17 protein-coding genes are annotated in these 14,634 nt (G+C 71.9%); 13 read left to right on the top strand and 4 right to left on the bottom strand.

The features are described from left to right. The first annotated feature begins 1 nt into the window (after position 1). From lipA to ACFV46_RS19825, 3 genes are all read left to right on the top strand, one after another. Entirely contained in the window at positions 2 to 967 is a 966-nt protein-coding gene (lipA, locus tag ACFV46_RS19835) for a lipoyl synthase (protein ID WP_361934732.1), read from the top strand. Between the two features lie 292 nt (positions 968 to 1,259). Then, positions 1,260 to 1,460: a hypothetical protein gene (locus ACFV46_RS19830; protein WP_361934735.1), complete on the top strand. Its 201-nt coding sequence runs from the start codon at positions 1,260 to 1,262 to the stop codon at positions 1,458 to 1,460. 68 nt (positions 1,461 to 1,528) lie between these two features. Then, complete coding sequence (locus ACFV46_RS19825) at positions 1,529 to 2,227, top strand: DUF4191 domain-containing protein (RefSeq protein WP_151783679.1); 699 nt, start codon at positions 1,529 to 1,531, stop codon at positions 2,225 to 2,227. A gap of 112 nt (positions 2,228 to 2,339) precedes the next feature. Here ACFV46_RS19825 and ACFV46_RS19820 read toward each other — a convergent pair whose 3' ends face one another. After that, positions 2,340 to 2,807, bottom strand: coding sequence for an RDD family protein (locus ACFV46_RS19820; protein ID WP_361934738.1), 468 nt, complete (start codon positions 2,805 to 2,807; stop codon positions 2,340 to 2,342). 198 nt (positions 2,808 to 3,005) lie between these two features. Here ACFV46_RS19820 and glnA point away from each other — a divergent pair, with 198 nt between their 5' ends. The 4 genes from glnA to ACFV46_RS19800 all read left to right on the top strand — a co-directional run bounded on the left by glnA (position 3,006) and on the right by ACFV46_RS19800 (position 6,424). After that, positions 3,006 to 4,415, top strand: coding sequence for a type I glutamate--ammonia ligase (gene glnA, locus ACFV46_RS19815; RefSeq protein ID WP_151783681.1), 1,410 nt, complete (start codon positions 3,006 to 3,008; stop codon positions 4,413 to 4,415). Between the two features lie 114 nt (positions 4,416 to 4,529). Beyond that, on the top strand, positions 4,530 to 4,796 hold the full coding sequence (locus ACFV46_RS19810; protein WP_361934742.1) for a hypothetical protein: 267 nt from the start codon (positions 4,530 to 4,532) through the stop codon (positions 4,794 to 4,796). A gap of 108 nt (positions 4,797 to 4,904) precedes the next feature. Next, positions 4,905 to 5,822 (top strand): zinc metalloprotease HtpX, encoded by a 918-nt coding sequence (gene htpX / locus ACFV46_RS19805; RefSeq protein WP_385499018.1) that lies wholly within the window; start codon positions 4,905 to 4,907, stop codon positions 5,820 to 5,822. Positions 5,823 to 5,824: 2 nt separating this feature from the next. Next, on the top strand, positions 5,825 to 6,424 hold the full coding sequence (locus tag ACFV46_RS19800; RefSeq protein WP_361934748.1) for a hypothetical protein: 600 nt from the start codon (positions 5,825 to 5,827) through the stop codon (positions 6,422 to 6,424). A gap of 44 nt (positions 6,425 to 6,468) precedes the next feature. On the opposite strand, the gene ACFV46_RS19795 is transcribed toward ACFV46_RS19800, so the two are convergent. Next, positions 6,469 to 6,756 (bottom strand): hypothetical protein, encoded by a 288-nt coding sequence (locus ACFV46_RS19795; RefSeq protein ID WP_361934751.1) that lies wholly within the window; start codon positions 6,754 to 6,756, stop codon positions 6,469 to 6,471. A gap of 268 nt (positions 6,757 to 7,024) precedes the next feature. Between ACFV46_RS19795 and ACFV46_RS19790 the strand changes: the two genes are divergently transcribed. Then, the gene (locus ACFV46_RS19790) at positions 7,025 to 7,771 is read left to right on the top strand and encodes an alpha/beta hydrolase (protein WP_385499017.1); all 747 of its coding nucleotides are present in this window, start codon (positions 7,025 to 7,027) and stop codon (positions 7,769 to 7,771) included. A 53-nt stretch (positions 7,772 to 7,824) separates the two neighbouring features. On the opposite strand, the gene ACFV46_RS19785 is transcribed toward ACFV46_RS19790, so the two are convergent. Together ACFV46_RS19785 and ACFV46_RS19780 are read right to left on the bottom strand one after the other, a co-directional pair. Next, positions 7,825 to 9,174, bottom strand: coding sequence for a DUF2252 domain-containing protein (locus ACFV46_RS19785; protein WP_361934755.1), 1,350 nt, complete (start codon positions 9,172 to 9,174; stop codon positions 7,825 to 7,827). 266 nt (positions 9,175 to 9,440) lie between these two features. Further along, on the bottom strand, positions 9,441 to 9,767 hold the full coding sequence (locus tag ACFV46_RS19780) for a hypothetical protein (protein ID WP_385499015.1): 327 nt from the start codon (positions 9,765 to 9,767) through the stop codon (positions 9,441 to 9,443). 221 nt (positions 9,768 to 9,988) lie between these two features. On the opposite strand from ACFV46_RS19780, the gene ACFV46_RS19775 reads away from it, so the two are divergent. The 5 genes from ACFV46_RS19775 (at position 9,989) to ACFV46_RS19755 (ending at position 14,587) form a co-directional block, all read left to right on the top strand. After that, entirely contained in the window at positions 9,989 to 10,354 is a 366-nt protein-coding gene (locus ACFV46_RS19775; protein ID WP_361934760.1) for an arsenate reductase family protein, read from the top strand. A 129-nt stretch (positions 10,355 to 10,483) separates the two neighbouring features. Then, complete coding sequence (locus ACFV46_RS19770) at positions 10,484 to 11,227, top strand: hypothetical protein (RefSeq protein ID WP_283290575.1); 744 nt, start codon at positions 10,484 to 10,486, stop codon at positions 11,225 to 11,227. A 320-nt stretch (positions 11,228 to 11,547) separates the two neighbouring features. Continuing rightward, complete coding sequence (gene glnII / locus ACFV46_RS19765; protein WP_108706571.1) at positions 11,548 to 12,576, top strand: glutamine synthetase; 1,029 nt, start codon at positions 11,548 to 11,550, stop codon at positions 12,574 to 12,576. 371 nt (positions 12,577 to 12,947) lie between these two features. Then, the gene (locus tag ACFV46_RS19760; protein WP_385499014.1) at positions 12,948 to 13,499 is read left to right on the top strand and encodes a winged helix-turn-helix domain-containing protein; all 552 of its coding nucleotides are present in this window, start codon (positions 12,948 to 12,950) and stop codon (positions 13,497 to 13,499) included. Between the two features lie 71 nt (positions 13,500 to 13,570). Then, positions 13,571 to 14,587 (top strand): SDR family oxidoreductase, encoded by a 1,017-nt coding sequence (locus ACFV46_RS19755; RefSeq protein ID WP_385499012.1) that lies wholly within the window; start codon positions 13,571 to 13,573, stop codon positions 14,585 to 14,587. Positions 14,588 to 14,634 lie beyond the last annotated feature (47 nt).

Below are 14,634 nucleotides of genomic sequence, written 5' to 3'. Positions count from 1 at the left end.
CGTGTCCGCAGTCTCACCGGACGGACGCAAGATGCTGCGCCTGGAGGTCCGCAACAGCCAGACCCCCATCGAGCGCAAGCCCGAGTGGATCAAGACCCGGGCGAAAATGGGCCCCGAGTACACCAAGATGCAGAGCCTCGTGAAGAGCGAGGGCCTGCACACGGTCTGCCAGGAAGCCGGCTGCCCCAACATCTACGAGTGCTGGGAGGACCGCGAGGCCACCTTCCTCATCGGCGGCGACCAGTGCACCCGGCGCTGCGACTTCTGCCAGATCGACACCGGCAAGCCCGAGGCGCTGGACCGCGACGAGCCGCGCCGCGTCGGCGAGTCCGTGGTCACCATGGACCTGAACTACGCCACCATCACCGGTGTCGCCCGTGACGACCTTCCCGACGGCGGCGCCTGGCTGTACGCCGAGACGGTCCGCCAGATCCACGAGCAGACCGCCGCCCGCGAGGCCGGCCGCACCAAGGTCGAACTGCTCGCCCCCGACTTCAACGCGGTCCCGGAACTGCTGCGGGAGGTCTTCGAGTCCCGCCCCGAGGTCTTCGCGCACAACGTGGAGACGGTCCCGCGGATCTTCAAGCGCATCCGCCCCGGCTTCCGCTACGAGCGCTCCCTGAAGGTCATCACCGAGGCCCGCGACTTCGGCCTGGTGACCAAGTCGAACCTGATCCTCGGCATGGGCGAGACGCGCGAGGAGGTCGGCGAGGCGCTGCGGCAGCTGCACGACGCCGGCTGCGAGCTGATCACCATCACGCAGTACCTGCGCCCGAGCGTGCGCCACCACCCCGTGGAGCGCTGGGTCAAGCCGCAGGAGTTCGTGGAGCTGAAGGAGGAGGCCGAGCAGATCGGCTTCTCCGGCGTGATGTCCGGCCCGCTGGTGCGGTCCTCGTACCGTGCCGGCCGGCTGTACCAGATGGCGGTCGAGAAGCGCGGCGCGTTCGTCGCCTCCCAGGCCGTCTGACGGGCGTCCGACGGGCCGTCCGGCACGCCGCCCGATGGCACGCAGTGTCACTGTGCGCATGTGAATCCGCGCACAGGCTGACCTCCCCCGGCTCCGGCCGTACGACGCGGTCCGGTACGTCGTCGCAGTTGGCGACCACGTCCGGACCGCGCCGGGTCGTTGCGGCGCCACATCCGGCCTTCATCGGTGTTTGACCGGTCGGTCACGCCCTGGTAACACCAATCAGTGACCCTGGTTGCACACGCTGTGCACCGCTCACCGGAGCAGTCATTTCCGAGGGGGGACCTCTGCCATGCAGGCCGCGCCCGTTCGCGCCACCGCCATCCCGTCGTTCACCGATGCACTGCGTGCCGTCGAGTCGCTGCTGATGAGCAGCGGCCAGCGCACGGCGCGCCGCAACGCCTGGACCTCCGTCCTGGAGGACCGCCGCCGCGCGAAGGACCGCGTCGAGGCGGAGCGCGTCCTCGAGCGGACGCCCGCTCCTCGCCTCTGACGCACGCTCCTCGCCCCTGAGGCCACTCGCCGTCGAAGGCGCTCTCGGGGCCACGTAGACTTCGTGGCATGGCGAGGAAGGATACGGCAGCGGACGCTGCGAACCCCGGGCGACTCAAGCAGATCGCTCTGACCTACAAGATGACCCGCAGGGCCGACAAGAAGATCGGTCTTGTGCTCGCGGCTGTCGGAATCGTCACCTTCGGTGTCTTCCTCGCGATCGGCTTCTTGATCGGGCACCCCATCTATCTCGGCATCCTGGGCCTGCTGCTCGCCTTCCTCGCGACGGCGATCGTGTTCGGGCGCCGGGCCGAGCGGGCGGCCTTCGGGCAGATGGAGGGCCAGCCGGGCGCGGCGGCGGCCGTACTGGACAACATCGGCCGGGGCTGGACGACGACCCCCGCCGTGGCGATGAACCGCAGCCAGGACGTGGTGCACCGGGCCGTCGGCAAGGCCGGCATCGTGCTGGTCGCCGAGGGCAACCCGAACCGGGTGAAGAGCCTGCTGGCCGCCGAGAAGAAGAAGATGAACCGCATCGTGGCGGACGTGCCGGTGCACGACCTCATCGTGGGCACGGGCGAGGGCCAGGTCGAGCTGAAGAAGCTGCGGACCACCATGCTCAAGCTGCCGCGCGTACTCACCGGCCCCCAGGTGACCGCCACCAACGACCGGCTCAAGGCCATGGGCGACCTGATGAGCAACATGCCGCTGCCGAAGGGCCCCATGCCCAAGGGCATGAAGCTGCCGAAGGGCAACTTCCGGCGCTGAGCGCCGAACCCCGACGAGTAAGGGGGCGCCCGGAGTGATCCGGGCGCCCCCTTCGTCGTACGGCTTCGCGGTCTTCGTCGTACGACGACGCGGTACGACTACGACGCGGACGTCAGGCGCGGAGCTCGACGGTGCCGGCGAGGCGGTCGTGCAGGCCACGGCCGTCGCGGTCCCAGATCAGGGCCGGGAGGGCGACGCAGAGCAGGGCCGTGCGCAGCAGGGCGCGCAGCGGGTTGACGGTGCCGCTGTCGACCGCGACCACGCGCAGCCCGAAGAGGCGCTTGCCGGGGGTGAAGCCGAGGGTGCCGACCGTCAGGGCCCCCATCACGAAGAAGACGAGCAGCGCCCAGTTGCCGGTGGCCTGGCCGTAGCCGTCGGTCAGAAGGCCGTATGCGATCAGGACGCAGAGCCCCCAGTCCACGACGAGGGCGCCGAGCCGCCGTCCGGGGCGGGCGATGGAGCCCGGGCCGTCCTGCGGAAGGCCCAGCTGCTCCCCCCGGTATCCGAAGTCGACACCGGCTTCCTCGGCGGCCGCGCGGGGGCCGGAGAGCCAGGATCCGATTGCTTGCCTCTTGTCCACGCCACCACGGTACTGGCCCCGTTCTGGCATGTGGACAGGAGGGGTGAGAGGGGGGATGTCCGGTTAACGTGTGCGAAACAAATGGGTCACGCCCGAGAAATCACCCATCCCTAGGGTCGAGTGCAGCGTGTGCCACCCGCACTGGCAGCACGAACGATCTACCACCCCGGCGGGACGGTCGGGAGTAGGAGGAGCTGGATGTTCCAGAACGCCGACGAGGCCAAGAAGTTCATCGCGGACGAGGACGTCAAGTTCATCGACGTCCGCTTCTGCGACCTGCCGGGCGTCATGCAGCACTTCTCGCTGCCCGTCGAGGCGTTCGACCCCGACGAGGAGCTGGCGTTCGACGGTTCGTCGATCCGCGGCTTCCAGGCCATCCACGAGTCCGACATGGCGCTGCGCGCCGACCTGTCGACCGCGCGGGTGGACCCCTTCCGCCGTGACAAGACCCTCAACATCAACTTCTTCATCCACGACCCGATCACGGGCGAGCAGTACTCCCGTGACCCGCGCAACGTGGCGAAGAAGGCCGAGGCCTACCTGGCGTCGACGGGCATCGCCGACACCGCGTTCTTCGGCCCCGAGGCGGAGTTCTACGTCTTCGACAGCGTGCGTTTCCGCACGTCGGAGAACGAGTCCTTCTACCACATCGACTCCGAGGCCGGCGCCTGGAACACCGGCGCCCTCGAGGACAACCGCGGCTACAAGGTCCGCTACAAGGGCGGCTACTTCCCGGTCCCGCCGGTCGACCACTTCGCCGACCTGCGTGCCGAGATCTCCCTGGAGCTGGCCAAGGCCGGTCTGCAGGTCGAGCGCCAGCACCACGAGGTGGGCACCGCCGGCCAGGCGGAGATCAACTACAAGTTCAACACGCTGCTCGCCGCGGCCGACGACCTCCAGCTCTTCAAGTACATCGTGAAGAACGTGGCCTGGCGCAACGGCAAGACCGCGACCTTCATGCCGAAGCCGATCTTCGGTGACAACGGCTCGGGCATGCACGTGCACCAGTCGCTGTGGCAGGGCGGCTCGCCGCTCTTCTACGACGAGGCCGGCTACGCGGGCCTGTCGGACCTGGCCCGCTACTACATCGGCGGCATCCTCAAGCACGCGCCGTCGCTGCTGGCCTTCACCAACCCGACGGTGAACTCGTACCACCGCCTGGTCCCGGGCTTCGAGGCGCCGATCAACCTGGTGTACTCGCAGCGCAACCGCTCCGCCGCGATGCGCATCCCGATCACGGGCTCCAACCCGAAGGCCAAGCGCGTCGAGTTCCGCGCGCCCGACTCCTCCGGCAACCCGTACCTGGCCTTCTCGGCCCTGCTGCTCGCGGGCCTCGACGGCATCAAGAACAAGATCGAGCCGGCCGAGCCGATCGACAAGGACCTCTACGAGCTGGCTCCCGAGGAGCACGCCAACGTCGCGCAGGTCCCGACCTCGCTCCCGGCGGTGCTCGACTCCCTCGAGCGCGACCACGAGTTCCTGCTCCAGGGTGACGTCTTCACCCCGGACCTGATCGAGACGTGGATCGACTTCAAGCGCACCAACGAGATCGCCCCGCTCCAGCTCCGCCCGCACCCGCACGAGTTCGAGCTGTACTTCGACGTGTGATCGGCGCCTGAGCCGAGCAGCGTTCACGCCCGCGCCCCCGCTGTCCCGATGGACGGTGGGGGCGCGGGCGTGTGTTCTATTCTGGGGGGATGGGATCGCACGGGGGTGGAGGCCATGGCTGAGCCGGGACACGACGAGCACGAGCGTGAGTTCGACATCCGGTGGGCCGATGCCGCCGAGCACAAGGAGCCGTCGGCGCGGGCGCGGATGCTCGCCGCGCGGTGGAAGCACGAACCGCCCGGCCCGGTGCCGTTCCGGCCGGAACCCGATCATGTGGCCCGCCGGCAGCGCCGGTCCGGGTGGGTGTCCACGGTCGTCGTCCTCGGCAGCGTCGCCGCCGTCATCCTCCTGCTGGGGTACTTCCGGTTCACCGCGCCGTAGCGAGGCACGGGGCTTTGCCGCTCCTGGGGGCGCTCGCGACCCCTTCATGGGAAGGGGCGGGTGCACACTGGGCAGGGGGACGAGTGCCTGAGCGCGGGATGGTGCACCATGCAGAGCCGCTTCCGCAGTGACCGGCGGTTGACCGCCCGGATGGGCGTCACGCTGTTCCTGCTCGGGTTGTTGTACGTGGGGTTCGTCGCCGCGCTGATCGTGCTGCTGAAGTCCTGGGTGCTGGTCGTGGTGATCGCCGCCGGCCTGCTGGGCGCCCAGTACTGGTTCTCCGACCGGGTCGCGCTGTTCGCGATGCGCGGGCGGCCCGTGGAGCGCGAGGAGTATCCCGAGCTGCACGGCGTCGTCGACCGGCTCTGCGCCATCGCCGACATGCCGAAGCCGGTGGTCGCGGTGTCCGACCTCGGGATGCCCAACGCCTTCGCCACCGGCCGCAACGCCGATCACGCCGTGGTCTGTGTGACCACGGGGCTGCTGCGCCGCCTGGAGCGGGACGAGCTGGAGGGGGTCCTCGCGCACGAGCTGGCGCACGTCGCCCACAAGGACGTCGCGGTGATCACCATCGCCTCGTTCCTCGGGGTGATCGCCGGACTGGTCGTACGGTTCGCCTTCTACTCGCAGCTCTTCGGGGGCGGCCGACGCGACCAGAACACCGCGGTCGTGTTCGCCGCCGTCATGGGCGTGTCGGCCGCCGTGTACGCGCTGAGCTTCCTGCTGATCCGGGCCCTGTCCCGGTACCGCGAGCTGGCCGCCGACCGGGCCGCGGCGCTGCTCACCGGCCGACCCTCGGTGCTGGCCTCCGCGCTGACCAAGGTCTCCGGCGACCTCGCCCGCATCCCGACGGAGGACCTGCGCACCGCCCAGGCGTTCAACGCCTTCTACTTCACCCCGGCGCTGGGCCGCGACCCCGGTCTGGCGCGGATCTTCTCCACCCACCCGAGCCTGGAGCAGCGGCTCGAACAGCTGGGGCGGATCTCCGCCGAGCTGGGTGAGGCGACGGCTCCCGGAGGGGTGTGAGCATGGGGCTGCTGGACATCCTGCTGGGCCGCAGCAAGCCGGCCGCACCCGATCTCGACCAGCTGTTCGGGCTGCCGTCGGCGGCCGTGACGCTGGAGGCGGCGACCGGGTTCAGGCCGACCGGAAGCGGCGCGGTGTGCTTCGCGACGGTCGAGGGCGCCGCGTTCGTCCAGACGCACCGGGAGGTGCAGGCGCTGCTGGACGCGGACGCCGAACGGGAGGGCCGCCCGGTCGAGCTGACCCGGGACGCGTACGGCTACTCGTGGCTGGTCTCCCGGCGCTCCCCCGACCGGTTGCCGGACCTGGTCAACGATCTGCACGCGGTGAACAGCGCGATGGAGGTCAACGGGTTCGGCCCGCAACTGCTGTGCTCGCTGGCGGGCTTCGAGGGGGCCGAGGAGGACGGCACCCCGGGCCGCCGTCTCGCCCTCGTCTATCTGTACAAGCGGGGCGCCTTCTACCCGTTCGCCCCGCTGCCCGGCAGGCCGGAGCGGCGGGACAACGCGCTGGAGCTGAGGGTGAAGGCGGCGCTGGCGGGCGACCTGCGGTGGGAGCAGGACCTCTCCCGCTGGTTCCCGGTGTGGGGCGCCCCGGGGCTGTGACCAGGGGGCGCCCCGACCACCCGCGGTCAGTGCCGCGGGTGGTCTCAGTTGGCCTTCTCGCGCTCCTGACGGCGGGCCTCCAGGGGGCGCTCGCGACGGTAGCGGCGCTCCCACTTGGCCTGCGTGTCGCGGCGCTCGCGGTAGCTGCGGTAGTCGGCCGGTGCGCTGCCGCCCGCCGCCGGTCCTCCCCCGGCTCCTCCGCTCCGCGCGGACGAGCCACGCCCGTACTGGACGTAGAGGAAGAGCACGGCGACCGCGGCCAGCCAGTAGACGTGGTTTCCGAATCCGAGGATCACCAGGACGACGGTCCCGGACATGACGATGGTGCCCATCACGGGCCTCCGTGGGCGTGCGTAGGTCTGAGCGGTGAGCGGGATGTCCCCGGCGGGGCGCTGGGGCGTGTCCGCACAAGTCGCGTCGTCCGCCCGCAGGGCGGCCGTCCGTCGGTGCCGTAGAGAGTAGCCCCGAGTCCGCGGGGTGGCGCCGGTCCTGCGGGAAACGGCGTGGGCTGCTCCGTTACGCGTGTCCAGGGTAGGGATCCGGTCACGCGGCGTGCATCTCCTTTTCCGGGGGCGCGTGCGCCGTGCGTGAATGGGGCGCATGACCGGACTCTCCTCCTTCACCCACGTCCACGACGGTGACCTGCTCAGCGGGGTGTACGGCGGTCCCGCCGGCGGTCCCCGGGTGCCGGCGGCCGTCCTGCTGCACGGCGCCGGCCCCGGCACCAAGGACCGGCTGCTGCCGCTGCTCGCCGACTTCGCCGCCCGTGGCTGTCACGCCCTGGCCTTCGACTTCTCCGGGCACGGCGAAAGCACCGGCGAGCAGAGGGAGTTGAGTCTGCGCCGGCGCCTGGAGCAGGCGGCCGCCGTGATCGACGCACGCGTCCCCGGGGAAGCCCCGCTGGTGGTGGTCGGGTTCAGCATGAGCGGGCAGACGGCCGCGGACGTCGTCGCGCGCTACGGGGAGCGGGTCGTGGCGCTGGGACTGTGCGCGCCCGCGGTGTACGCCGCCGAGGCGTGGGACGTGCCGTTCGGGACCGGGGACGGGCGGTTCAGCGAGATCATCCGCAGGCCGGGCGGCTGGCGCGGGGCGCCCGCGCTCGAGGTGCTGCGGGCGTACAGCGGACGGGCCGTGCTCGCGGTGCCGGAGACGGACGCGGTGATTCCGGCGGAGGTGACGGGGGCCGTGCGGGATGCGCTGAGCGCCCGTGCCCGGTTCACACGGGTGGACGTACGGGGCGCGGAGCACATGCTGGGCCTGTGGTTCGAGAGCCACGCGACGGACAGGCGGACGTTCGTGGACGCGGTCCTGGACGGCTGGGCCGGTCTTCCGGGGCCGGACGCCTGAGGCGCCCTGGGACCACGCGTCGTACGACGGCCACCGGCTCGGTCCGGCGTGCGTCACACGCCCGGCGCCGCCGCGATCACCCCCGCCGCGATCGCCGCGCCCAGCGTGGTGTGGTCGGTGACCGTCTGGTCGGCGTAGCCGAGGGCGAAGTCGGTCACCGCGCGGTCGAAGGTGTCGGAGGCTCCGAGGTACGCGGCGATGGCGATGCGGTCGCCGGAGCGGGCGTGGGCGCGCGCGAGTGCGGTGCCGCACAGCCGGGCGTAGGCCAGCAGGTCCCCCGGGCTCATCCCGGCGACGTCAGCGCCGCCCTTCATGTCCCGCAGCTGACGCCAGTAGAAGGCGCGGCCCTGCGGCCCCGACATCCAGCCGAGGAAGATGTCGCTCGCGGCCTGCAGCAGGCGCTGTCCGGCCACGACCCGGTGCCCGGGGTGGGTGTAGGGCCCGTCCGGCAGATGCTCCTCCAGGACCGACTGCCGGGCCTCCTTGATCTGGAGGAAGAGGGGGTCGTCGGTGTCCCGCCCGGTGAGCAGCACGATGAAGCAGCGCAGGCCGACGCTGCCGACGCCGACGACCTTGCGGGCGGCGTCGACGAACCGGTACCGGTCCAGGAGCAGCCGGCGTTCCTCGGAGAGGGTCGAGCGGTAGTCGCTGAACACCTTGCGCAGGGAGGCCATGTCGGACACGCCGGCGGGCTCCAGGAGCGGCGGGTCGTGGATGATCCGCCGGCGGCCGTCCACCACCTCGGTCAGCTTGCCGTAGGCCCGCAGGCTGGTGCGCCGGCGGGCCCGGCCGAGGGTGGCCTCGACGCGGTGCCGGTCCCGGGCGGAGCGGGCCAGCGGCCGCAGCTGTTCGGTGTCGATGCGCATGTACCAGACGTCGAGTTCGCCGAGCCGGGCGAGCCGGCGCATGGCGGTGCGGTACGCGGTGACGGCCTCCCGGGCCGCGCGCGCGGCCTTGGCGTCCGGGTGGCCGTTCTCCCGGGCGGCCACCACGACCGAGGCGGCGAGCCGTTTGACGTCCCACTCGAACGGGCCGGCGAACGTCTCGTCGAAGTCGTTGAGGTCGAACAGCAGGGAGCGTTCCGGTGAGGCGTACAGGCCGAAGTTGAGCAGATGGGCGTCGCCGCACAGCTGCACGGTCAGGCCCGTGTGCGGGAGCGCGGCGAGGTCGGCGGCCATCACGGCGGCGGCGCCGCGCAGGAACGCGAACGGCGAAGACGCCATCCGTCCGTACCGGATGGGCAGCAGCTCGGCCAGCCGGTCCCGCCCCTGGCGTTCCAGTACGGCGACCGGGTCGGGCCTGCCGAAGGGCGGGACCCAGCCGGCGTGGCCGGAACGGCGTACACGCTGCCGGGCGGCCCGGCCCCGCTCGGCCCGCTCGGCGGGGCTGCCGGCGGCGGTCATGCGGAACCCCGGCCGAGGGGTGCGGGCCGGGGCGGGCGCGGCCGCGCGGCCACCCTTGTGCGAGATGCGCCCGGGCCGGTCAGCCGTCGTGTGCCGTCCCTGTCCATCGCGCCTCCCGTGCCGCCCTCGGTGCCGAACGCGGTCGTGTCCCCTGTCTGGCAGTGAAGGCGGGCCGGGGGGCGTACGCATGCCGGGTACGGCGAACGGGTGACGGCCGCCGGGTGCCCTCCCCTCGGCGGGGACACCCGGCGGCCGTGCCCCTGGGGCTAGCGGGCGTACCTCATGAGCGCCCGGACCATGTGGCACGTCGTCTCGGACGGCGGGTGCACGCCGATCGTCTCCGCGGCGCTGCGGATCCGCTCGTTGCGGGCCTGGTCGGGCAGGTAGACGCCCGAGTCGAGGAGCGCTATCGCGAGGCGCATGGCCTTCAGGCGGCGGTTGTGCGTGATGTACCACTCGCGGGGCCGGCCCGGCGGCAGCGCCCGCTTCCGCACGGGCGCGTACGGCAGGTCGAGCAGCACGGGGTGCTGGGCGGTGGACTGGGTGCGCGTCGGTTTGCGGGCGGGCTTCGGCTTCAGTGCGGCAGCGGGCACAGGCATCCTCCTGTCGCGGACGAGCGCCTCCGGACGGCTCCGGTGACGCTCTCGAACACTGACTCAAGTCTACTGCCCCCCACTGACAATCGGAGGTTCCAGACGTCCAGAAAATCGCCTGGTCAGAGCGGAAATTGTCGATCCGTCAGGCCTCTGCCGAGCGATCTGTGCGCGTCGGCCCGGAAATCGAACACCGAGGGTGTGGGGATACCCTGTGCGGCATGGAGATCTGGATCAACCCGGCCTGTTCCAAGTGCCGCAGCGCCCTGAGTCTGCTGGACGCCGAGGGCGCCGACTACACCGTCCGCCGCTATCTGGAGGACGTCCCGACCGAGGACGAGATCCGGGACGTCCTGGACCGGCTCGGCCTGGAGCCCTGGGACATCACCCGCACCCAGGAGGCCGAGGCCAAGGAGCTCGGGCTCAAGGACTGGCCGCGGGACGCGGACGCCCGGGACCGGTGGGTCACGGCCCTCGCCGAGCACCCCCGGCTGATCCAGCGGCCCATCATCACCGCGCAGGACGGCACGGCGGTGGTCGGACGGTCCGAGGAGGCCGTACGGGACGCGCTGACCCGCGAGGGCTGACCCCTCGCCGGACACCAACTCCCGCCGGTGTGACGTACGTTACGCCGACTCCTTCGGTAACCGCTGAGTAACGGCGTTCGGTATCTCGTACATAGCGGCGTACGCTCCCCTACCTCCCAGGAGGCGCGGATGTCGCGCAGGAGAACTGTCAGCACGAAGAAGAAGCTCGCCCTGCTGGTGAGTGCGGCGACGGTGGCGGGAGGCGGTGCCTTCGTCATGGCGAGCACCTCGAACGCCTCCCAGACGCCCACGGCGACCGTCAAGTCCGCGGCGGACTCGACGGTGTGCCAGGGCCTCGCCACGGCGCTCGGCAACAACCAGCGGTTCATCGACGGGCAGCGGGCCAACCCCGACGCCCAGTCGGAGGCCCGCATCGCCAACCGCGAGGCCGTCATCAAGCAGATCAAGGTCCAGCAGGAGGCGTCCGGGTGCGCCGTCGGGGAGTCGGCTCAGGGCTCCCAGGCGGGACAGCCGAGCGCTCCGGCGGGCGGCGCGGCCGGGAACGGGGGCCAGGCGGCCGGGAACGCGGGCGCCGGGCAGAACGCCGGTGGCGCGGGGAACGGCCAGAACGCGGGCAACGGGCAGAACGCGGGCAACGGCAACGCCGGTGGCGGCGCCGCCGCGGGCCAGCAGGTCTGCAACGGCTCGACCGTCACGCTGTCCGGCGAGGGCGGGGCACCCGCCGCGTCCAGCAACCAGTTCCCGGCGGGCACCAAGCTGAAGGTCACCAACCTGGACAACAACAAGTCCACGACGGTGGAGGTCACCTCGGTCTCCGGCAGCTGTGTGCTGCTGAACAACGCGGCCTTCGAGCAGGTCCGTGAGCCCGGCAAGTTCCTCATCCGACGGGCCGTGATCGAGAAGGTGGGGTGACGACCGGGCGACCACGACGCCGTACGTGTCAGGGGCCCCGCCGCTCGCGGCCACGAGCGGCGGGGCCCCGCGGCATCGCATACGAGTGCGGACGGGGCGCCCCTCCCCCGGCGCCGGACCCCGCCCGGTGTTGCTTCGCGCGGCCGCTCACCGCGTGAACCGGGCCACACCGGCACCCGGTAACACGGGGTTCACACATGGGCAATGGCCGGGAAATCGCCTGTTGACAGGCTCCCGGACATCGAGAGCGCGGCGCCCCAGTGCCGCAGCGCCGCAGCACCCGCAGTACGCGCCCTGACCCACCCCGAAGGAAGTGGCCCGTGACCTTCAAGGCTGAGTACATCTGGATCGACGGCACCGAGCCGACGGCAAAGCTCCGTTCCAAGACGAAGATCCTCGCGGACGACGCCAAGGGTGCCGAGCTGCCGATCTGGGGCTTCGACGGGTCCTCCACCAACCAGGCCGAGGGGCACGCCTCGGACCGCGTGCTGAAGCCGGTCTTCACCTGCCCGGACCCGATCCGCGGCGGCGACGACGTCCTCGTGCTGTGCGAGGTCCTGAACATCGACATGACGCCGCACGAGTCCAACACCCGTGCCGCGCTCACCGAGGTCGCGGAGAAGTTCGCCGCGCAGGAGCCGATCTTCGGCATCGAGCAGGAGTACACGTTCTTCAAGGACGGCTACCCGCTCGGCTTCCCCAAGGGCGGCTTCCCGGCCCCCCAGGGCGGCTACTACTGCGGTGTCGGCGCCGACGAGATCTTCGGCCGTGACGTCGTCGAGGCCCACCTGGACAACTGCCTCAAGGCGGGCCTGGGCATCTCCGGCATCAACGCCGAGGTCATGCCCGGCCAGTGGGAGTTCCAGGTCGGCCCGCTGTCCCCGCTGGAGGTCTCCGACCAGCTGTGGGTGGCCCGCTGGCTGCTGTACCGCACCGCCGAGGACTTCGGTGTCGCGGCCACCCTGGACCCGAAGCCGGTGAAGGGCGACTGGAACGGCGCCGGCGCGCACACCAACTTCTCCACCAAGGCGATGCGCGAGGGCTACGACGCCATCATCACCGCCTGCGAGTCCCTCGGCGAGGGCTCCAAGCCGCTCGACCACGTCAAGAACTACGGCGCCGGCATCGACGACCGCCTCACCGGTCTGCACGAGACCGCCCCGTGGAACGAGTACTCCTACGGCGTCTCCAACCGCGGCGCCTCGGTCCGTATCCCGTGGCAGGTGGAGAAGGACGGCAAGGGCTACATCGAGGACCGCCGCCCGAACGCCAACGTCGACCCCTACACGGTGACCCGCCTGCTGGTCGACACCTGCTGCTCCGCGCTGGAGAAGGCCGGCCAGGTCTGACCTGCCGCCGCCCGGCCGCACGAAGGGGCGCCCACCGTCACCGGTGGGCGCCCCTTCCGTGTGCCCGGACCTCCGCTCCCGTGCCCGCCGTCCGCCCGCCGGTCCGCCCGCCGTCCACGGACCGGGACGAAGGGTCCCCTCGAGGGCGGGCGTCTGATTCAATGGGTGCATGGCAGGCTTCCAGAACCTCTCCGCGACAGGTCGTCACGACCTCGAGCCGTTCTGGCCTTCCCGTCAGCACCACGACTTCGACCGGGTGTGTTGCCGCGCGCTGACCGCGCGACCCCGGTAGAGCCGTTCCCCGGCCTCCGGCCAGCGCGACACGACGTACGTCTTCCCACGGACCTCTCGCGCGAAAGAGCTGACCTCCCATGGCGACCACCCGTTCCCTGTCCTCCGCCCCCACCCTCGCCTCCCCCTCGTCGGCCGGTGTCCGGCAGCATCTGCGTGCCGTCGACCGGGACGAGGTGATCGACGTCGCGGACCTCCTGCCGCCGGGCGCCACCTGGCTGCCCGCCCCCCAGCACTCCCTGCCCGCCCTGCCGGGGCAGCCGCCGATGGTCGGCTATCTGGTGCTCGTCCCGGCCGACCGGCAGCCGGCGCTCGCCCCGGCCGCCGAGCCCGTCGGCGACCCGCTGGTCGCCATCGACCCGGTGCGGCGCACCGCCGCCGTCGACGGACGGGAACTCGACCTGACGTACCTGGAGTTCGAGCTCCTCGCCCATCTCGTGGCGCACCCGCACCGGGTGCACACCCGCGACCAGCTGGTCACCACGGTGTGGGGGTACGGGCATGTCGGCGACGGCCGGACGGTCGACGTGCACATCGCCCGGCTGCGCCGCAAGCTGGGAGCCGAGCACCGGGACACCATCCGCACGATCCGCCGCGTCGGCTACAAGTACGCCCCGCCGGCCGGGCGCTGACCTCCGACGCGTCCTCTGCCGTCGGCAGAACGCCGTTCCGTCCCGCGCCCCCGGCGGGCAGAGTCGCCGGTATGAGACTTCTGGTGCTGGGCGGTACGGAGTTCGCGGGACGGGCGGTCGTGGAGGCGGCGCTCGGGCGTGGCTGGGAGGTGACGATCCTCCACCGGGGGCGGCACGACCCCCCGGCCGGGGTGAGGGCGCTGCGCGGTGACCGCACCACGCCCGGCGGGCTCGCCGCCCTAGCCGGGGACGAGACGTGGGACGCCGTGGTCGACACCTGGTCGGCGGCGCCGCGCCCGGTCCGGGACGCGGCACGGCTGCTGCGGGACCGTGCCGGGCGGTACGTGTACGTGTCGAGCTGCTCGGTGTACGCGTGGGCCCCGCCCGCCGGGTACGGCGAGGACGCGCCGGTGGTCGAGGGCGCCGAGGCCGACGCCGGGCAGACCGACTACGCGCGCGACAAGCGGGGCGGCGAACTGGCCGCCGTCGAGGGCTTCGGGACCGACCGGTCGCTGCTGGTGCGCGCGGGGCTGATCCTCGGGCCGTACGAGAACGTCGGCAGGCTGCCGTGGTGGCTGAACCGGATGGCGCGCGGCGGCCCGGTCCTGGCGCCCGGTCCGCGGGACCTGCCGCTCCAGTACGTCGACGTCCGGGACCTCGCGGAGTGGATCCTCGGCGCGGTGGAGGCCGGGCTGAGTGGGCCGTACAACCTGATGAGCCCTCAGGGGCACAGCACCATGGGCGAGTTCCTCGACGCCTGCGCGGCGGTGGCCGGGCCGGACGCCGACCTGCGCTGGGTCGATCCCGGCGTCGTCCTCGGCGCGGGCATCGAGCCCTGGACCCAGCTCCCGGTGTGGGTGCCGCCGGGCAGCGACCTGCACGACGCGCTGCACGCGGCGGACGTCTCGCGGGCCGTGGCGAGCGGGCTGCGGTGCCGCCCCGTCGCCGAGACGGTGGCGGACACCTGGCGGTGGCTCCAGGGGCTCGGCGGCACCGCGCCGCAGCGTCCGGACCGCGCTCTGAAGGGCCTCGATCCGGAGGTGGAGGCGAAGGCCCTCGCGGCCGCGGAGGACCCCTCGACCGCCTGACCGGCCCCTTCACCCCTCGTACGGGATCAGCAACTCCCGGTATTACA

Origin of the sequence: Streptomyces sp. NPDC059852 (assembly GCF_042731455.1) — a bacterium.
GTDB lineage: Bacteria > Actinomycetota > Actinomycetes > Streptomycetales > Streptomycetaceae > Streptomyces.
This window is presented reverse-complemented; position numbering and strand designations above follow the sequence as displayed.